This window comes from Microbacterium sp. Soil_N32, assembly GCF_057655505.1.
The window spans coordinates 610764-628676 of sequence record NZ_JBDGME010000019.1; the positions used below are offsets into that span (position 1 = coordinate 610764).

Here is a 17913-nt window from a genome sequence, read left to right on the forward strand (position 1 = left end):
TCCGGGCGCGGATGGTCGGCGCGCACGCCGCGTCAGACGGCCGCGGCTGCCCGATCGCCCACGCGCTGGCCCACGACGGCCGAGACGCCGTCCTGACGCATCGAGACGCCGTAGAGCGCATCCGCGATCTCCATCGTGCGTTTCTGATGCGTGATGACCAGCAGCTGCGAGCTCTCGCGGAGCTGCTCGAACACCGTCAGCAGGCGGCCGAGGTTCGCGTCGTCCAGCGCCGCCTCCACCTCGTCGAGGATGTAGAACGGGCTGGGGCGCGCTTTGAAGATCGCGACCAGCAGCGCGACGGCCGCGAGCGAGCGCTCCCCACCCGACAGGAGGGAGAGCCGCTCGATCTTCTTGCCCACCGGCCGCACCGAGACCTCGATACCCGTCGTGAGCATGTTCTCGGGGTCGGTGAGCGAGATACTGCCCGAACCGCCGGGGAACAGCAGGGGGAAGACCTCGCCGAATGCAGCCTGCGTGTCGGCGAAGGCGCTTGCGAAGATGGTCTGCATGCGCTCGTCGAGATCGGCGATGATCGTCATCAGATCCTGACGGGTCTGGGTGAGATCGGCGAGTTGCTCGGTGAGGAACTTATGCCGCTGCTCCAGGGCCGCGAACTCCTCGAGCGCGAGCGGATTGACGCGGCCGAGCTGAGCGAGCTTGCGCTCGGCGTCGGCGAGGCGCCGCTGCTGCATGCGCCGGTCGAACGGGATCGTTGCCTCGGCATCGACCTCGTGCTCCCCCGCGATGCTGGTCGCGTCGCGCGGCACCGGCTGATCGGGACCGTACTCCGCGACGAGGATGTCCTCGTCGAGCGAGAGTTCGGATGCCACGCGCTCGAGGAGGCTCGTGAGGTGGAGCTTCTTCTCGTGGATCTGCAGCTCGAGTCCGTGCACGCTCTCCGTCAGGCCCGCCAGCCGCTCCCGGAGCGACGACTCCTGCGCACGGAGAGCGGTGAGTTCCTGGTTCTGGGCCGCTCGCGCGGTCTCGGCCTCAGCGAGGGCGATCCGCGCCTCGGTCACCGACCGGTCGAGGGAATCGAGCACGCGGGGCAGCTCCTCCGCGACCGCGGCGGCGGCCTCGCGCTGACCGCGACGGATGACGGCGCGACGAGCGGCCTCCGCGGCCGCCTCGCGCTCCTGCTCCCGCTGGCGTTCGAGCGCCGTGACCCGTGACTGTGCGGCGCGCACGCGCTCTCGCAGGGTCTCGATCTCGAGACGCGCGCGGACCTCGCCCTCGCGCGCGGCTTCCAGCGCCTCCAACAGCCCGTCTCGCGCCGAGGCGTCGAGTACCGGGCGCGGCGCAGCGACCGCGTCGTCGAGCGCCTTCTTGGTCGACTCGGCCTTCGCCTCGGCATCCGAGACGGCGGACTGCGCCTGGGCCAGCCCCGCCTCCAGGCGCTCGCACTCCGCGACCGCGGCCTCATGGCGCACGGTGATGCGGTTGACCTGCTCGGCGTGACTGGCGAGGGCGGCATCGAGCTCACGGAGGGCGCGCAGGGCATCCTTCGACTGCCGACGCGTCGTCTCGACCGCGTCATCGGCGTCGACGCGCGCTTCGCGCAGCGAATCGACGATCACGCGGACCTCGGCGAGGCGCTCGGTGGCGGCGTCGCGCTCGGCCGCGAGTTCGAGGCGCGACCGCTCCCCCGAGGATCCGGTGCGCAGCGTGCGGGCGGTGATGACCTCGCCGGCGGCGGTGACCAGCGTCGTCGTCTCGTCTCCGCGGAGATCGAGGGCCTCGCGTGCAGCGCGCGCGGCCGCGAGATCGTCGGCCACCAACACGTGCGAGAGGATGCCGAGTACCCCGTCCGGCGCCTCGACCGCGGTCACCGCGGGAGTCACCCCGTCGAAAGCCGGCAGCTCGACCGCGGCGTGCGTCCCCTCCGCCGCGACGATGTCGACCACGCCGTGCCCCTGCTCGGCGCTCGCGGCGGCGAGCTCGAACGCGTCATCGCGGGTCTCGACCAGCACGCCCTCGGCGAGGGGGCCCAGCACCGCGGCGATCGCCGCCTCGAAACCGGACTGCACCTGCACCGCGTCTCCCACGAGCCCGCGGATGCCCGCGCCGCCCGCGCGCACGATCTCCGCCGACCCGCCCGACAGCGCGAGCGCGCTGCCGAGAGCTGAGGCCTTCGCGGTGAGCGCGTCCACCTCGCGCTCGGCGGCGTGCAGCCGCTCCCGCAGGGTCTCGCGCTCGGTCTCCGCCGCGGTCGCGGCGCGCTGCGCACTCTCGTACGCAGCGGCGTACTCCGCCGCGGATCCGTGCGGGGCCTCGGCCTCGTCGATCGACTCGAGGGCCTGGGCCGCCTCGCGCCGACGTTCGTTCGCCGCCTCGAGCGCGTTCTCCTGTCGAAGCACCGCCCCGCGCACGGCGGCGAGGGCGGACGCCGCCGCATCCGCCGAGCCACGCAGGGTCGAGAGCCGCATGTCGTACTCGGACACGAGAGCGCTCTGCTCCGCGATGTCGACGTCGAGCGTGTCGAGTTCGGCGCGGGCATGCACGACCTCGCGGCTGGCCGCCGACGCCGCGTCCTGCGCGTCGCCGAGACCCTCGGAGATCGTGATGATCTCGTCCTTCGCCTCGTCGATCGTCGACTGGGTCACGGTGATCGCGGTGACGGCGGCATCGTCGTCCTCCGAACCGAGGAGGGCGAGGCGCTGGTTGGCGAGCGTGTACAGCCCGCGCATCCGCTCCTGCACCTGTTCGAGGCCGAAGGCGACGCTGCGCGCCTGGTCGACGGCCACGGAGTTCTGGTCCTGCTCGAGACGCGCAATGCCCGCACGCACCGTTTCGAGCTGATCGGTGAGGACGAGGCGTTCGGTGTGCCGCTCGTTCTCGGTGCGGGTGTGATCGGCCAGCGCCGTGCGGAGGGCGACGACGTCATCGGCGAACAGGCGCGCCTTCGCGTCGCGCACGACCGCGGCGATCGTCTGCGCCTCTCGGGCGATCTCCGCCTGACGTCCGAGCGGCTTGAGTTGGCGACGGATCTCGCCGGCCAGGTCGCTCAGACGGGTGAGGTTCGTCTCCATCGCGTCGAGCTTGCGCACCGTCTTCTCTTTGCGGCGGCGGTGCTTGAGGATGCCGGCGGCCTCCTCGATGAAACCTCGGCGGTCCTCGGGAGAGGCCTGCAGTACGGTGTCGAGTCGGCCCTGTCCGACGATCACGTGCATCTCACGACCGAGGCCGGAGTCGCTCAGCAGCTCCTGCACGTCGAGGAGTCGGCAGCCCTCGCCGTTGATCGCGTACTCGCTCGAGCCGTTGCGGAACAGCGTGCGACTGATCGTCACCTCGGCGTACTCGATGGGCAGCGCACCGTCGGCATTGTCGATCGTGAGCTGCACCTCGGCGCGGCCGAGCGGACCGCGCGTCGACGTGCCGGCGAAGATGACGTCCTCCATCTTGCCGCCACGCAGGGTCTTCGCCCCCTGCTCCCCCATCACCCATGCCAGCGCGTCGACGACGTTCGACTTGCCCGAGCCGTTCGGGCCGACGATGCACGTCACGCCGGGCTCGAAGACGAAGGTCGTGGGCTGCGCGAACGACTTGAAGCCTTTCAGCGTCAGGCTCTTCAGATGCATCGGGGCACCGATCGTTCGGGGGGAATCACGCCCACACGTTACCGGAATCCCGCGGAAAAGCCGGGAGCGCGCGCGGTCCCGGCGCGCAACGACACGCGCGGAGACACGCCGCACCTGAGAAATTGCTTGACGTCGAACGCCGGAGTCCGCTAGCTTGATCGACCGACGCACTTTCGGAAGGAGGTCACCGATGAACATTCAGCACACCGCTCAGGCACACCGCCTGCTCGCGCGCGCCTACTCCGCGCTGCGCCCCCTGCACTCGGTGACCGACCTCGGCGTCTCCGGCATCGCTGTCTCCTAGCACAGCACCCGTCCGTCGACCGGTCCCTCGGGGACACCTGTCTCCCGACGCTCCCGCGCCGTCCTCTCTCGACGGCCGCCTGAGCCGGCACCTCCGCGTCCGGCATCCGCGCCGCATCCGGCGTCCGCGTCATCGACGCATCTCTCCCGCGCATCGTCTGCAACCTCCGTGGACCGCGCCTCCGCCACACCCATCACTCACCGAAGGAACACACCGTGAACACGACGCTGTCGCACAGCATCCCCCATCCGCCCGATACGAGGGGCCGCGAGGTCCTCGACATCCCCGCTCTCGACGAGCTGCGGGCGCTCTCGCTCGCCGATCGCCTCGGGTTCCGCATCGGCCTCTGGCTGCTGCGGCGCGCGCAACGACCGGCGGCCCCCCGCCGCCGGTCGTCCGGCCGCACCAGTCCCCTGTCGCTCGCCGAGCAGCAGCTGAGTCCGCGTGAGATGCAGACGATCCTGGCCTACCACCTGCAGCGCCAGCTGCGTTGAGCAGAGACATGGAGATCGACATCCCCCTCCCCGACGGCGCGTCGCTGCGTCCGCTCGTGCTCCCTGCACGGGCGGACGCAGTCGCCCCGCTCCCACCCGCACTCTCCATCGACGAAGCCCTGGGCTTCACCACACGCGCCCATGAAGGCGCCTGGAAGAAGGAACTGACATGACCGTCGACCTGACGATCACCCCCCTGCACGTCCCCGATGCCCTCGACGCTCCTGACGCGGAGGACTTCGTCGTCTACGGCGAGTTCAACCGCCGTGTGTGCGCCGAGACGGCGGGACTGCCCGACCTCGCCCCGACAGCCGCTCAGATGCTGCCCGCCTGGCGCGACCCGTCCGACACCCGCCATACGGGTTTCGTCGCCCGGCGCGGCGGGCGGATCATCGGGATCGTGACGATCGACTACCCCGAGGAGGAGGGAGCACGTGCGGCGGAGATCGACGTGCTCGTACCCGAGGAGTTCTGGGGCCGCGGCGTGGAGGAGGCACTCCTCGACCGGGCGGAGAGCGCAGCGCGGCGCGAAGGGCGCACCACGTTCCAGGGATGGACGCTGCACCGACCGGACGTCCCAGGGGCGCGCATCCTCACGCCGCGGACCGGCTGGGGCCGCATGCCCGCGAATCCGCCCGCCGAGCTGCTCGAGGCCCGCGGGTACGAGCTGGAGCAGATCGAGCGCAACAGCGAGCTCGATCTGACGGGCGACCTCGCCGTCGTGCGGCAGGCGCTGACCGATGCCGAGCGCGCCGCCGGAGTGGGCTACCGGGTCGTCGCGTGGAACCTCCCCACACCCCCGGAGCGCCGCGCAGGTTACGCCGCCGTGCTGGCACGGCTCACGACAGACGCGCCGAGCGGCGACATGGAGTTCGACGACGAGGCGTGGGATGCCGAACGGGTCGTGCGACGCGACGCGCGCCTGACCGGCGCGGGGCAGCTGATGTCGGTCGTCGCTGTGGAGCATGTGCCCACCGGCGACCTCGTGGCGTACAACGAACTGCTGATCGGCGAGGACCGGACCGGTGTCACGCATCAGTTCGGCACGCTCGTGGCGAAGGAGCACCGCGGTCACCGTCTCGGCACGCTCGTCAAGTGCGCGAATCTCCTGCGCTGGCGGGATCTCGTGCCGCTGTCGCATCGCGTCTCGACGTACAACGCCGAGGAGAACCGTCCCATGCTCGACATCAACGAGGCGCTCGGTTTCGTGCCCGTCTCGTACGCGGGAGCCTGGCAGAAGAAGATCTGAGCCTCGCGGGCGGAGATCATCCTCGCGGATGAGCCTCCGCCCGCTGCTTCATCCTGCGGAGCGACGAACGGCGCGGGCGATGCGGGAAGGCTGGAAGCATGATTACTCCCGTCATCGAAGCCCGTGGCCTGGTCAAGTCGTTCGGTCCCACTCCCGCACTGGCGGGTATGGACGTCACGATCTCCCGTGGGGAGTCCGTGGCCGTCATGGGCGCATCCGGATCGGGCAAGACCACACTGCTCCACGTCCTCGCGGGCATCACCTCGCCCGACAGCGGCTCGGTCGTGTTCCACCCGTCGACCGGCGCGCCGGTCGCGGTGACGCGACTGGGCGAATCGGCACGCTCGCGCCTGCGCCGCGAGCAGTTCGGCTTCGTGTTCCAGCAGGGGTTGCTGATTCTCGAACTCACGGCCGTCGAGAACGTCGCGTTGGCCGCGATGATCACCGGGATGCCCCGCCGAGATGCCCTCCCGCACGCCGCTTCCTGGTTGGCCGCCCTCGGCCTCGCCGGCATGGAGGATCGACGCATCGGCGAGCTGTCTGGCGGCCAGGCCCAGCGCGTCGCGATCGCCCGGGCGCAGGTCACCGGCGCCGAGGTCGTGTTCGCCGACGAGCCCACCGGTGCGCTCGACTCTCGGACCTCGGCAGAGGTGATGGACGCCCTGCTCTGGTCCACCACCGGTCAAGGGCGCACGCTCGTCGTCGTCACCCACGACCGGGATGTCGCCGCCCGCTGCACGCGAACCATCGCCGTGAGCGACGGGCGCGTCTCCACGGAGGTGGCCGCATGAACGGGCACACGTTGCGAATGCTCCTCCGCCCCAGCCGCGGACAGGGCGCCGTCGTGGCGCTGCCCGTCGTGGCCTTCACCGTGGTGACCGCTCTGGTTCTCGTCGTCATCGGCGGTGCGCAGTCGTTCTGGAGCTGGTCGGACGACCTCGCCCCGACGTATCAGGCGCTCGCGGCGATCGCCCTGGTGCTTCTGATCGTCCCGCTCACCTCACTCGGAGGTGCCGCCGCTCGTCTCTCGGCGCGACGTCGAGACGAGCGACTCTCGACGCTCCGCCTTCTCGGAGTCACTCCGCGGGGCGTCGCCGGCGTGACGGTGATCGAATCGGTCCTGCTGGCAGCGATCGGCGCCGCGGGCGGGGTGGTCCTCTCGCTTCTCCTCTCGCCGCTCATCGGTCTGATCCCGTTCCGCGGTGCGCCCCTGGGATGGGCGGCGGTGACGCTCCCACCGATCGCGGTGCTCGCCGTCGTCGTCGCGGTGGTCGCCCTGGCCGCCCTCAGCGCGATGGTCGGACTCCGCCGCGTCGTGATCTCACCGCTCGGCGTGCGCACGCGGGCCACCGTCGGCTCATCGGTGCACTGGACGCGTGCGATCATCGCCGTGCTCGTGCTCGGCGCAGCATTCGGCGTGATCACCGTGTTCCCCCGCGTCGCCGACCTCGTCACGACCATCGTCGTCGTGGCGCTCGCCTTCGCCTGCGCCCTGGGAGTGCTCAACCTCCTCGGACCGTGGGTGCTCAAGGTCGGCGCGTCGATGCAGCTGCGGCGGGCCGAGAAACCCGAGCGCCTCCTCGCGGCGCGTATCGTGCTCGACTCGCCGAAGGCGGAGTGGCGACAGGTCGGCGGCGTCGCGATGGCGAGCTTCATGGCGGTGTTCGCCGGCACCGGGGTGTCGCTCATGAACGTGCTCGGTGGTCCCGAAGCGACCAGCGACGAAGCCGCTCTCGTGGTCGACATGCGCACCGGGCTCATCATCACCCTCGTCGCGTCGTTCCTCATGGTCGCCGCGTCCGTCGGGGTGAATCAGGCGTCGTCAATCCTCGACGAGCGACCCCTGCACCGCAGCCTCCACCACCTCGGCATGCCGAGGGAGACCGTCGATCGGGCCCGTCGTCGCGCGATCATGTCGCCCCTGCTGATCACCGCGATCGGATCGGCGGTGTGCGCCGGCGTGCTCATGCTCCCGCTCATCAGCGTCGCCCTGATCACCGCGCCGCTGTCCATCCTCACAATCATCGCCGTGCTGGTCGCGGGCATCGGCCTCGTGTGGGTCAGCGCCCGCGCGACCGGTCCGCTGCTGGCGCCCGCGTTCGCTCCCGCCTGAGCGGGCGTCAGCGCCGGCGCTGGCAGCGGGGGCAGTAGTGCGACGACCGGTTCATGAAGGCCTCGCGTCGGATCGGACCACCGCACCGCGGGCACGGCTGGCCGCCCCGACCGTAGGCGTTGAGCGAGTGCGCGAAGTAACCGGCCTGCCCGTTCACGTTCACGTACTGCGCGTCGAAGCTCGTACCGCCCTCGGCGAGAGCCTTCGCCAGCACGGAGCGCACCTCGCCCAGCAGCCGGCGCACGGCCTGCGCCGAGAGTCGGTCGGCCAACGTCTCGGGGTGGATGCGCGACGCCCAAAGCGCCTCGTCGGCGTAGATGTTGCCGATGCCGCTCACGACGGTCTGATCGAGCATCACGCGTTTGATCGCACTGCGGCGGCGCCGCACCGCCGCGACGAAGTCGAGGTCGTCGAAGAAGGGATCGAGGGGATCCCGCGCGATGTGCCGTACCTGCGAGGGGACGATCGACGGCCCGTCGGCGATCAGGGCGTCGACGGCCAGTGACCCGAACGTGCGCTGGTCGGCGAACACGACGGCGAGCTCGCCGTGCGTCGGATGCTCGACGTGCATCCGCACCCGCTCGTGTCGCTCCAGGGGTGCGTCGGGTGCGCGGAGCAGCATCTGCCCGCTCATGCCGAGGTGGGCGATGAGGGCTGCCTCGTCGCCGGAGAGGGGAAGCCACAGAAACTTGCCTCGACGCGCGGCGGCGTGCACGGTGCGCCCCTCGAGTCGTCCGACGAAGTCCGCTGCGCCCGCGGCGTGGCGCGTGAGAGCCCGCTCGTCGAGAACGCTGACGCCTGTGATCGTCGCGCCGGTGACCGCAGGGGCGAGCCCGGCCCTCACGACCTCGACCTCGGGAAGTTCAGGCACGATCGCTGAGGAGGCGCCAGGCGCTGAGCGCTGCGGCCATCTCGGCCGTCTTCTTGCTGCTGCCGCGGCCCTGCATGCTGACCTCTCCGACGGCCACGGTGGCGGTAAACCGGCGGTCGTGGTCGGGCCCGGATGCCTCGACGGCGTAGCGCGGCGGCGTGGCTCCCAGGCGTGCCGCCAGCTCCTGCAGGCTCGTCTTGGGATCCATGGCCGCGCCGTAGCGCTCGGGGTCGGCCAGCAGCGGCTCGGTCAGACGCAGCACGAGGTCGGTCGCGGCCTCGGGGCCGGCCGACAGGTACGTGGCGCCGATCACGGCCTCCATGGTGTCGGCGAGGATCGAGTCCTTGTCCCGCCCACCCGTCTGCTCCTCGCCCCGCCCGAGCCGCAGGTGCTCCCCCAGGCCGATGCCACGGGCGACCTCGGCCAACGCCAGGGTCGAGACCACGCTGGCGCGCCGCTTGGCGAGCTGCCCCTCGTCGAGTTCGGGATGCGTGGTGAAGAGCATCACCGTCACGGCCTGCCCCAGCACCGAGTCGCCGAGGAACTCGAGGCGCTCGTTGTGCGGGATTCCACCGTGCTCGTACGCGTAGGAACGATGCGTCAGGGCCAACTCCAGAAGCTCCGCGTCGATGTCGACGCGGAGCTTCTCAGGGAGAGGTCTCTTCCCTCCAGGGACCTCCGTCACGATGACTCGCGACTCAGACGTCTGCGACCTTGCGGCCCTTGTACTCGAGGAACAGCTCGGTGCCCTGCGAGTCGGTGACGACCTTCGCCTGGTGCGGACGGCTGTAGACGACCTGTCCGTTCTCGACCGTCTTCACGAGCGCGACGGGCGCCGCCTTCCACTGCGCACGGCGCGAGCGGGTGTTCGAACGGGAGACCTTGCGCTTCGGGGGGTTACCAGCCATGACTAGCTCTCTTCTTTCTCGGCGGCGCGGCTCTCTGCCGTTCCGTCTTGGTCTGTGATGTTCTGGAGCGCGCTCCACCGAGGATCGATGGGAGCCACCTGCTCCGACCCGGCGTTCTCGGTCAGCTTCTCGCCCGTCAGCGGGTCGAGACCCGGGCAGTCCGGCTGACACACCGGCTGGAAGGGAAGCGCCAAAACGGTCGCATCCCTGACCAGAGTTTCAAGATCCACGTGGTCGTCTTGAACCTCGAAGTCAGTTTCTTCCTCACCAGGATACGCGAAAAGCTCCTGGAACTCGACTTCGACGGGCCGGGCGATGTCGGTGAGGCACCGACCGCACACGCCGGTGTACTCGGCATCCGCCGCCCCCGACACGAGAATGCCCTCGTGAACCGACTCGAGACGGATGTCGAGCTCGAGCGTCGACCCCTTCTCGAACGAGACGATTCCCTCGCCCCACTGCTCGTCGAGGGTCACCGAGAAGGCATGCTCGCGCATCTCGCCCGGCTTGCGCACGATGTCGCGGACGGGGAGGGAGAAGGGGGAGGTGAAACGGGAACGCACGGTTCCAGTCTACCGATCCGACCTGGGTACGGGCCGGATCCGCCGCGCACGGCGCTGCCGTCAGAGGCCCCGCGCCCCGGTGTCGAGGAACTCCGCGACAGCCGGCGGCACGAACGGCGAGACATCGCCGCCGAGTGACGAGACCTGGCGAACCAGCGAGCTCGACACGAGGGCGTGCGCGGGATCGGGCAGGAGGAAGACGGTCTCGATATCGGCCAGGTGCCGGTTCACGATCGCCATCGGCGACTCGTACGCCACGTCGACCTGCGAGCGGATGCCCTTCACGAGCACCCCCGCATCGACATCGCGCGCATAGTCGACCAACAGGCCCATGCTCCAGGCACCCACGATGACGTTGCCCGGCATGCCGTCATCGGCGATGGAGCGCTCCAGCAGGGAGAGGCGCTGCGCGATGGGCAGCATCGCCTCTTTGCCGGGGTTGTGCACCACGAGCACGTGCAACTCGTCGAACAGGGCGGCGGCACGGCGGATGACGTCGAGGTGGCCCAGCGTCGGCGGGTCGAAGGACCCGGGGACGACGGCGATCCTGCTGCTCATCCCGCCAGCCTAGAACACGATCTCCGACGCGAACCAGCCGCCGCTGCCGCGGAGTCAGTTCTTCGCGAGCGCCGCGCGGTCCTCGTCGCTGACACGGCGCTCGATCGCCACCCGCAGGCCGGGGTGCCTGTCGAGCGTCGGGTCGTCGCGAAGGATCTCCTCGCCCAACTCGCGCGCGCGGACGATGAGACCCGAGTCCTTGACGACCCGGAGGAGCTTGAGCGACGAGCGCACACCGGCCTGCGCGGCCCCCAGCACGTCGCCCTCTCCGCGCAGCTCGAGGTCGACCTCGGCGAGGGCGAAACCGTCGAGAGTCGCGGCCACCGCGTCGACGCGCTCCCGAGCCACCGATCCGGTCTCCGCTTCGGTCACCAGCAGACACAGCCCCGGAACGCCGCCGCGCCCGACGCGTCCGCGCAACTGATGCAGCTGCGAGACACCGAAGCGGTCGGCGTCGAGCACGATCATCGTCGACGCGTTCGGCACGTCGACGCCGACCTCGATGACCGTCGTGGCGAGGAGCAGGTCGATCTCGCCGCGGGCGAAGGCCTGCATGACCGCGTCCTTCTCGTCGGACGGCATCTTGCCGTGCAGCACAGCCCGCCGGAGACTCCCGAGCGTGGGATGGGTGGCGAGGGCCTCGTCGAGCTGCACCACGCCCCATCGCGGGCCGGCAGCCCCCTCGGGCACGGCAGCGGGCTGGTCGGCCGGCTCCGCGGTCTTCTTGGTCGTGTCGATGGCCGCGCACACCGCGAAAACCTGGCGGCCCTGGGCGATCTCTTCGGCCGCACGCTCCCAGACCCGGGCGAACCACCCCGGATGCTCCGCCAGAGGTGCGACGTACGTCTCGATGCCCGCGCGTCCGGCGGGCATCGTACGGATGACCGAGGTGTCGAGATCTCCGAACACGGTCATCGCGACGGTGCGCGGGATCGGCGTCGCGGTGAGCACGAGCGCGTGCGGGCTGGACCCCTTGGCACGGAGTGCCTCGCGCTGCTCGACGCCGAAGCGATGCTGCTCGTCGACCACGACGAGACCGAGATCGGCGAACGTGGTCTTGTCGCCGAGAAGCGCGTGCGTGCCGACGACGATCAGGGCCTGGCCGGAGGCGACCCGCAGGGCGGCCTTCCGGCGTTCGGCGGCGGGCATCTGCCCTGTGAGCAGTGTGGGCATGACCTCGGGCGCCAGTTCCCGCCCCAGCATCTTGGTGATCGACCGCAGGTGCTGTCCGGCGAGCACCTCGGTCGGCGCGATCAGCGCGGCCTGCCCGCCGCTCTCGGCCACCTGCAGCATCGCACGCAGGGCGACGAGGGTCTTGCCCGAGCCGACCTCGCCCTGCACCAGCCGGTTCATGGGCCATGCGCCGACCAGGTCCTGCGCGACCTGGGCACCGACGCTCTGCTGGTCGGGGGTGAGCGTGTAGGGCAGCGCCCGGTCGAAACGATCGAGCAGTCCGCCGGGCGACGCCGCGCGCGGTGTGGCCGCCAGGGCGCGCACCGCGTCGCGCTGCTGCAGCAGAGCGGTCTGCAGCGTCAGCGCCTCGTGCATCCGCAGCGTGCGCACGGCGGGGTCGATGTCGTTCTTCGTGCGCGGACGGTGGATGCTCTCGAGAGCCTGCGCGGCGGTGAGCAGCTCTTCGCGCTCGCGCACCGCATCGGGGAGCGGATCCGGCACGTCGACGAGATCGTCGAGCACCCGCCCGATGAACCGCGCGATCTGCCAGGTCTGCAGCGTCGAGGTGGCCGGATAGATGGGGATCGGCACGGCGGCGCGCGCATCCGCCCGACGCCGAGCAGCGTCCTCGTCGTCGAACAGCTCGTACTCGGGGTGCGCGAACTGCGTGACGCCGTTGAACTCGCCGACCTTGCCCGAGAACACACCGCGCCGACCGACGGCGAGGTCGTTCGAACGCCACTCGGCCTGACCGATGTTCTTCGCGAAGAAGGTCAGAGACATGCGGCCGATGCCGTCGCCGATCACGACGTCGACCATCGCCCCCTGACGATTGCGCATGCGGCGGAAGCTCGACGACAAGACCTCGGCGACGATCGTCACCGTCTCGCCGATCGGCAGATCGCGGATGGGGGTCAGCTCCCCCGGATCGGCATACCGCCGCGGATAGTGCGAGAGGAGATCGCCGACCGTGCGCATCGAGAACGCCCGGTCGAGGGCCTTCGCGGTGGCGGAGCCGACCGCATCGTCGAGCGACGAATCGAGCGTGAGCGGCATGCAACGAGTCTAGGGAACCCCGCCGACATCGCCGGCCCCGCACCCGGCGTATCGTGAACGGGTGACGAGGATCATCGCCGGCATCGCCGGAGGCAGCCGCCTGGAGGTGCCGGACGCCGGCACGCGCCCCACGAGCGACCGCGTGCGCGAGTCTCTTTTCGGCGCCCTGGAATCGTCGGACGCCATCGCGGACGCGCGCGTTCTCGACCTGTACGCGGGTTCCGGGGCGCTCGGCCTGGAAGCGCTCAGCCGAGGTGCGGTCGCCGCCGACCTCGTCGAACGCGGACGCGCGGCCGCGGGGGTCGCGCGTCGCAATGCGGCGACCGTCTCCCGTGCGGGTGCTCCGCTCGCGCGGGTGCATCAGAGTGCCGTGCGGGCGTTCCTGCAGCACGCGACGGGCCCGTTCGACCTCGTGTTCACCGATCCGCCGTACGACCTCGACGACGCGGCGATGGCCGCGGACGTGGCCGCCCTCGCACCGCTGCTGTCGCCCGATGCGCTCGTCGTCATCGAGCGCGCGAAGCGCTCGACCGCGCCGGACCTCCCGTCCGCCGGGCTCGTGCTGGTCCGTGAGAAGACCTACGGCGACACCCGCGTGTGGTGGGCGGAACGAGCAGACCGCGAGACGTGAGCGCTCGCGGACCCGGCACCGACGAACCTCAGCCGCTGACGGCATCCCAATCTCGGTAGGGGTCCCACCCGCCGACCTCCACCGGCGCACCATCCGACGTCACGGCAGCGGATCCGCGCTCGACCACGCGCCCGATGACCCGGAAGCCCGGGGCGAGCAGCCCCCCGGGGAACGTTGCGAGCAGCGCATGGTCCTCGCCACCGGCCAGCGCCGCATCCGGATCGGAACCGAGCGCGTCGCGATCCAGAGCGATCGTCACTCCGGATGCATCGGCCATGCGACGGGCGTCCAACGCCAGACCGTCGGACACATCCATCATCGCCGTCGCTCCCGCCACCGCGGCCACCGGACCCAACCCGATGGGCGGGGCGGGCCGCAGTTGCGCGGCGATCATCGCCGACTCGCCCGGGCCCAGCCGCGCCGGGTCGACCGGCACCGGCGCTCCGTCCACCCGGAAGCGCCCGAACAGCACGCCGAGGCCGCGTGCCGCGTGTCCGAGCTCGCCGGCGACCGCCACCACGTCGCCGACGCGGGCGCCGCTTCGCGTGACCGGCGCGCGTCCGTCGAGGTCGCCGAGCGCGGTGACGGCCACCGTCAGGGTCTCGGACACGGTGAGGTCGCCGCCGACGACCGCGCACCCGGGAGCCAGCGCCGTGCAGGCCTCGCGAAACCCGTCGGCGAGGCGCTCGACGAACGACAGCGTGAGGTCGCGCGGAACGGCCAGCGCGACGAGCAGTGCCGTCGGGCGCGCCCCCATCGCGGCGACATCGGCGAGGTTCACCGCGGCGGATTTCCATCCGAGGTCGTACCCGCTCGTCCACGCAAGGCGGAAGTCCGGGCCGTGCACGAGGGTGTCGGTGGTCGCCACGACCGAACCCGACGGCGCCGCGATCACGGCGGCATCGTCGCCGGGGCCGACGAGGGCCGACGACGACGGAGGCGTGCGCGAGAGGATGGCGCGCAGCACATCGCTCTCGGCGAGGTCGCCCAGGCGCGGATCGAGGTCGTCGGGTCGGGTGGCCATGTCGTCAAAGGTAGCCTGGAACCATGCCTCTCCCCCGCCGACTGGTCGCTGTCGCCGTCTCCGCCGGCGCGCTGATGCTGTCGCTCGCTGCCTGTTCGACCACCGTTCACCTCGAGCCGGCCGACGACGCCAACAACCCCGCGTGCGCCGATGTCTCGGTGCTGCTGCCCGAGAGCGTCGCGGACTTCGATCGCGTCTGGACCGATGCTCAGGCCACCGGCGCCTGGGGAGCACCGACCGTGGTGCTGCGCTGCGGCGTCGCCCCGCCGGCGCCCTCCGACCTCGTGTGCACGACGATCGGCAACGTCGATTGGCTGGTCCTCGACCAGGAGGACGAACGGCAGCGGCTCGTGAGCTACGGCCGCGACCCCGCGATCGAGATCATCATCCGCCGCGAGGCCGAGGTCGACTTCCGCACCGTGGTCGAGACGCTGTCGAAGGCCATCCAGCCCGGCCTGCAGCCGGCGACGGCCGAGTGCACCGACCGCGTCGAGTTCCCCGGCAGCTGAACGCCGCGAAGCGCGTCAGCGGCGCAGACCTGCTTCGATCAGCTCGGAGATGAGGTCGCCGTAGCTCAGCCCTGAGGCGATCCAGCACTTCGGGAACATCGAGATCGGGGTGAAGCCCGGCATCGTGTTGAGCTCGTTCACCACGAGCTCGCCGGACGGCGTGAGGAACATGTCGACTCGCGCGAGACCCCGACCGTCCACGGCCTCGAACGCGCGCACGCCCGCGTCCTGGATGGCAGCGATCTCGGCATCCGTCAGCACGGCGGGGCAGACGACGTCGACGCCGTCTCCCCCGAGGTACTTGCCCTCGAAGTCGTAGAATCCGCGCGACGTCAGAACGATCTCACCGGGGAGCGACGCACGCACGCCCTCCGCCCCCTCGAGCACCGCCACCTCGATCTCGCGACCCAGGACGCCCGTCTCGACGAGCACTTTGTCGTCTTCGGCGAAGGCGACCGCGAGTGCCTCGTCGAGCTCGTCCCACGCCTCGACCTTCGACACGCCCACGCTCGACCCCGCGCGTGCCGGCTTGACGAAAAGGGGAAGGCCGAGCGCCTCGACGCGGTCGCGCACCGAGGCCGCGTCTGCATCGAACTCGCGCCGGCGCACGGTCACCCACGGTGCGACGGCGATGCCGGCCGCCTGCAGGGCGACCTTCATGAAGTGCTTGTCCATGCACAGGGCCGAGTCGAGCACACCACCGCCGGCGTACGGCACCTCCAGCGTGTCGAAGAAGCCCTGGATCGTGCCGTCCTCGCCGTGCGGTCCGTGCAGGATGGGCAGCACGACGTCGATCTCGCCGAGACCCTCGACGGAGCCGTCGGGGCGCACGATGCGGAGGGTGCGGTCTCCGCCGGGCTCCGGCCAGCGCACGCGGGTGCCGTTGTCGACGACCTCTGGGAGGTGCGCCGCATCGAGGGGGAACTTCGCCGGGTCGTCGTCTTCGAGCACGAAGGCGCCATCGCGCGTGATCCCCACGGGAATCACGGCGTAGCGATCACGATCGATCGCGCCCAACACCCCGCCCGCCGTTGCGGAACTGATCGAATGCTCGCTGGAGCGCCCTCCGAAGAGCACCACCACCGTCTGCTTGTCCATGGTTGGTCCTCTCCCCCTGGGGGGTGTCGTCGTCCGTCGTCAGGTGGGGTGCGATGTCGCGCGGGTTCATCTTCCCGTCGAGCACCATCTTCACCTGCTCGACGATGGGCATGTCCACCTCGGACTCGCGAGCCAGCTGCAGCACGGGGGCGACCGAGGCGAGTCCCTCGGCTGTCTGCTGCATCTGCTTCACGACGTCCTGGAAGCTGTACCCCTGGCCGAGCAGGCGCCCGGCCGTGTTGTTGCGGCTGAGCGGCGACTGGCAGGTGGCGATCAGGTCGCCCAGTCCTGCGAGGCCCTGCAGCGTCTCGGGATGCGCGCCGTTCGCCACCGCGAAGTCGGTCATCTCGACCAGACCCCGCGTGATGATCGACGCCTTGGTGTTCTCTCCGTACCCCACGCCGTCGACGATGCCGATGGCGACCGCGATGAGGTTCTTCAGCACACCGCCGAACTCCGTGCCGATGACGTCGGTGTTCACGAACGTGCGGAAGTACGAGTTACGGGCGGCGCGCGCCACCACCTCGGCCGTCTCCTGGCTGCGCGACGAGATCACAGCCGCGGTGGGCTGCTCGCGCGCGATCTCGAGCGCGAGATTCGGACCGGAGGCCACGGCGATGCGATCGGGATCGCACCGCATCTCCTGCTGGATGACCTGGCTCATGCGCAGGCCGGTACCGCGCTCCACGCCCTTCATGAGACTCACGATGCGTGCATCCGAGTCGGCGATCAGCGGTCGGAGCGCCTTGAGGTTCTCGCGCAGCGACTGACTCGGTACCGACAGATACACCTGTTCGGCGCCGTCGAGGGCCGTCGCCAACTCGTGCGTGGCCGCCATGGTCCGAGGGAGGTTGATGCCCGGGAGGTAGCGCGAGTTGCGCTTGGCCTCGTCGATCTCGTGCGCGAGCTCGGCCCGTCGCGCCCACATCGTCACCTGGGCGCCGCCGTCGGCGAGGATCTTGCCGAAGGTCGTGCCCCAGCTGCCCGCGCCGATGACCGCGACGCGCGGTCCCTGTGCGGTCGTGCGCTTAGGAGTCAAGGCGACCCGTCTCCTTCTGGCCGTGCGTGGAGGGATTCCACCGCTCCTTCGGCGCCTTCTCGTCGCGCAGCTCGGCGAGCAGCGCGGTGATCGCGTCCATCAGGCGCGTGGTCGCTTCGGAGAGCGCCGCCGGCTCGTTCGCGCGGCCCCGGAGGTCCGACAGATCGACCGGATCGCCGACGAGCACGCGCACGGGCTTGCGGAGCGGCCAGAGGCTCAGCCCCTTCTGGTACCGACCCATGATGTGCTGCGTCCCCCAGTGCGCCATCGGGATCAACGGGATGTCACCGGCGAGGGCGAGACGCACGGCGCCGGACTTGCCGCGCATCGGCCACAGGTCGGGGTCGCGGGTGAGCGTGCCCTCCGGGTAGACGATCACGCCGCGGCCGTTCGCCACGAGGTCGTTCGACTGCGCCATCGTCTGCTTCGCGGCGGACGCCGACGACGCCCGAGCGACCGGCACCATGCCCGTGCGGTGCAGGAACCACCCGAGGACCGGGACGCGGAACAGGCTCTCCTTGGCCATGAATCGCGGAGCCCGCCCCATCCGCCACACCGCGACCGCCACGATCAGCGGGTCGAACTCGGAGTAGTGATTGGGCGCCAGCACGTACGGGCCGGTGCGCGGGAGCTTGTCGGCCCCTGCGACACGGATCTTCGCGATCAGCGAGACGGCCGGCACGACGAGGGCCGCGAGCGGCCAGAACACGCTCGGCCGGGACTTCTCCGGCGACCGGGCTGCCAT

The 17913-nt window shown here is 70.7% G+C and carries 18 protein-coding genes; 7 read left to right on the forward strand and 11 right to left on the reverse strand.

Going from position 1 to position 17913, the window contains the following annotated elements; all coding sequences use genetic code 11:
• Positions 1-32: 32 nt before the first annotated feature.
• Positions 33-3578: a chromosome segregation protein SMC gene (gene smc, locus AC3A3J_RS11130; RefSeq protein WP_487672332.1), complete on the reverse strand. Its 3546-nt coding sequence runs from the start codon at positions 3576-3578 to the stop codon at positions 33-35.
• A gap of 519 nt (positions 3579-4097) precedes the next feature.
• Between smc and AC3A3J_RS11135 the strand changes: the two genes are divergently transcribed.
• The 5 genes from AC3A3J_RS11135 (at position 4098) to AC3A3J_RS11155 (ending at position 7738) form a co-directional block, all read left to right on the forward strand.
• Complete coding sequence (locus AC3A3J_RS11135) at positions 4098-4376, forward strand: hypothetical protein (RefSeq protein WP_487672333.1); 279 nt, start codon at positions 4098-4100, stop codon at positions 4374-4376.
• An 8-nt stretch (positions 4377-4384) separates the two neighbouring features.
• Positions 4385-4549: a hypothetical protein gene (locus AC3A3J_RS11140; RefSeq protein ID WP_487672334.1), complete on the forward strand. Its 165-nt coding sequence runs from the start codon at positions 4385-4387 to the stop codon at positions 4547-4549.
• Positions 4546-5625 (forward strand): N-acetyltransferase family protein, encoded by a 1080-nt coding sequence (locus AC3A3J_RS11145; protein WP_487672335.1) that lies wholly within the window; start codon positions 4546-4548, stop codon positions 5623-5625. Before AC3A3J_RS11140 ends, AC3A3J_RS11145 begins: the two co-directional genes overlap by 4 nt.
• 98 nt (positions 5626-5723) lie before the next feature.
• Positions 5724-6416, forward strand: coding sequence for an ABC transporter ATP-binding protein (locus AC3A3J_RS11150; protein WP_487672336.1), 693 nt, complete (start codon positions 5724-5726; stop codon positions 6414-6416).
• Between the two features lie 17 nt (positions 6417-6433).
• Entirely contained in the window at positions 6434-7738 is a 1305-nt protein-coding gene (locus tag AC3A3J_RS11155) for an FtsX-like permease family protein (RefSeq protein ID WP_487672337.1), read from the forward strand.
• Positions 7739-7745: 7 nt separating this feature from the next.
• On the opposite strand, the gene mutM is transcribed toward AC3A3J_RS11155, so the two are convergent.
• The 6 genes from mutM to AC3A3J_RS11185 all read right to left on the reverse strand — a co-directional run bounded on the left by mutM (position 7746) and on the right by AC3A3J_RS11185 (position 12867).
• A complete protein-coding gene (mutM, locus tag AC3A3J_RS11160) occupies positions 7746-8609 on the reverse strand; it encodes a bifunctional DNA-formamidopyrimidine glycosylase/DNA-(apurinic or apyrimidinic site) lyase (RefSeq protein ID WP_487672338.1) in 864 nt (287 codons plus the stop codon).
• On the reverse strand, positions 8602-9294 hold the full coding sequence (rnc, locus tag AC3A3J_RS11165; RefSeq protein WP_314647202.1) for a ribonuclease III: 693 nt from the start codon (positions 9292-9294) through the stop codon (positions 8602-8604). Before rnc ends, mutM begins: the two co-directional genes overlap by 8 nt.
• A gap of 13 nt (positions 9295-9307) precedes the next feature.
• Positions 9308-9517, reverse strand: a complete 210-nt coding sequence (rpmF, locus tag AC3A3J_RS11170) for a 50S ribosomal protein L32 (protein WP_029263535.1) — start codon at positions 9515-9517, stop codon at positions 9308-9310.
• Positions 9518-9519: 2 nt separating this feature from the next.
• Entirely contained in the window at positions 9520-10014 is a 495-nt protein-coding gene (locus tag AC3A3J_RS11175) for a YceD family protein (RefSeq protein ID WP_487672339.1), read from the reverse strand.
• Between the two features lie 126 nt (positions 10015-10140).
• Positions 10141-10638 carry a pantetheine-phosphate adenylyltransferase gene (gene coaD, locus AC3A3J_RS11180; protein ID WP_487672340.1) on the reverse strand — a complete coding sequence of 166 codons (498 nt, stop codon included), beginning with the start codon at positions 10636-10638 and terminating at the stop codon, positions 10141-10143.
• Between the two features lie 54 nt (positions 10639-10692).
• Entirely contained in the window at positions 10693-12867 is a 2175-nt protein-coding gene (locus tag AC3A3J_RS11185; RefSeq protein WP_487672341.1) for an ATP-dependent DNA helicase RecG, read from the reverse strand.
• 61 nt (positions 12868-12928) lie between these two features.
• Here AC3A3J_RS11185 and rsmD point away from each other — a divergent pair, with 61 nt between their 5' ends.
• Positions 12929-13498, forward strand: coding sequence for a 16S rRNA (guanine(966)-N(2))-methyltransferase RsmD (gene rsmD, locus AC3A3J_RS11190; protein WP_487672342.1), 570 nt, complete (start codon positions 12929-12931; stop codon positions 13496-13498).
• A gap of 28 nt (positions 13499-13526) precedes the next feature.
• On the opposite strand, the gene thiL is transcribed toward rsmD, so the two are convergent.
• Positions 13527-14522, reverse strand: a complete 996-nt coding sequence (gene thiL / locus AC3A3J_RS11195; protein ID WP_487672343.1) for a thiamine-phosphate kinase — start codon at positions 14520-14522, stop codon at positions 13527-13529.
• A gap of 23 nt (positions 14523-14545) precedes the next feature.
• Here thiL and AC3A3J_RS11200 point away from each other — a divergent pair, with 23 nt between their 5' ends.
• Positions 14546-15031 (forward strand): DUF3515 family protein, encoded by a 486-nt coding sequence (locus AC3A3J_RS11200; protein ID WP_487672344.1) that lies wholly within the window; start codon positions 14546-14548, stop codon positions 15029-15031.
• 15 nt (positions 15032-15046) lie between these two features.
• Here AC3A3J_RS11200 and AC3A3J_RS11205 read toward each other — a convergent pair whose 3' ends face one another.
• From AC3A3J_RS11205 to AC3A3J_RS11215, 3 genes are read right to left on the reverse strand one after another with little or no spacing between them, the layout of a single operon-like run.
• On the reverse strand, positions 15047-16129 hold the full coding sequence (locus tag AC3A3J_RS11205; RefSeq protein ID WP_487672345.1) for a D-alanine--D-alanine ligase family protein: 1083 nt from the start codon (positions 16127-16129) through the stop codon (positions 15047-15049).
• Entirely contained in the window at positions 16029-17168 is a 1140-nt protein-coding gene (locus AC3A3J_RS11210) for an NAD(P)H-dependent glycerol-3-phosphate dehydrogenase (RefSeq protein ID WP_487672346.1), read from the reverse strand. Before AC3A3J_RS11210 ends, AC3A3J_RS11205 begins: the two co-directional genes overlap by 101 nt.
• On the reverse strand, positions 17158-17913 hold the full coding sequence (locus AC3A3J_RS11215) for a lysophospholipid acyltransferase family protein (RefSeq protein ID WP_487672347.1): 756 nt from the start codon (positions 17911-17913) through the stop codon (positions 17158-17160). Before AC3A3J_RS11215 ends, AC3A3J_RS11210 begins: the two co-directional genes overlap by 11 nt.

What these genes read in the sequence shown, in the direction of transcription:
- smc (WP_487672332.1), bottom strand. Translation starts at nt 3,578, where the DNA reads ATGCATCTGAAGAGCCTGACGCTGAAAGGCTTCAAGTCGTTCGCGCAG.
- AC3A3J_RS11140 (WP_487672334.1), top strand. Translation starts at nt 4,385, where the DNA reads ATGGAGATCGACATCCCCCTCCCCGACGGCGCGTCGCTGCGTCCGCTC.
- AC3A3J_RS11145 (WP_487672335.1), top strand. Translation starts at nt 4,546, where the DNA reads ATGACCGTCGACCTGACGATCACCCCCCTGCACGTCCCCGATGCCCTC.
- AC3A3J_RS11150 (WP_487672336.1), top strand. Translation starts at nt 5,724, where the DNA reads ATGATTACTCCCGTCATCGAAGCCCGTGGCCTGGTCAAGTCGTTCGGT.
- AC3A3J_RS11155 (WP_487672337.1), top strand. Translation starts at nt 6,434, where the DNA reads ATGCTCCTCCGCCCCAGCCGCGGACAGGGCGCCGTCGTGGCGCTGCCC.
- rpmF (WP_029263535.1), bottom strand. Translation starts at nt 9,517, where the DNA reads ATGGCTGGTAACCCCCCGAAGCGCAAGGTCTCCCGTTCGAACACCCGC.
- AC3A3J_RS11175 (WP_487672339.1), bottom strand. Translation starts at nt 10,014, where the DNA reads ATGCGCGAGCATGCCTTCTCGGTGACCCTCGACGAGCAGTGGGGCGAG.
- coaD (WP_487672340.1), bottom strand. Translation starts at nt 10,638, where the DNA reads ATGAGCAGCAGGATCGCCGTCGTCCCCGGGTCCTTCGACCCGCCGACG.
- AC3A3J_RS11185 (WP_487672341.1), bottom strand. Translation starts at nt 12,867, where the DNA reads ATGCCGCTCACGCTCGATTCGTCGCTCGACGATGCGGTCGGCTCCGCC.
- thiL (WP_487672343.1), bottom strand. Translation starts at nt 14,522, where the DNA reads ATGGCCACCCGACCCGACGACCTCGATCCGCGCCTGGGCGACCTCGCC.
- AC3A3J_RS11200 (WP_487672344.1), top strand. Translation starts at nt 14,546, where the DNA reads ATGCCTCTCCCCCGCCGACTGGTCGCTGTCGCCGTCTCCGCCGGCGCG.
- AC3A3J_RS11205 (WP_487672345.1), bottom strand. Translation starts at nt 16,129, where the DNA reads ATGGACAAGCAGACGGTGGTGGTGCTCTTCGGAGGGCGCTCCAGCGAG.
- AC3A3J_RS11215 (WP_487672347.1), bottom strand. Translation starts at nt 17,913, where the DNA reads ATGGCAGCCCGGTCGCCGGAGAAGTCCCGGCCGAGCGTGTTCTGGCCG.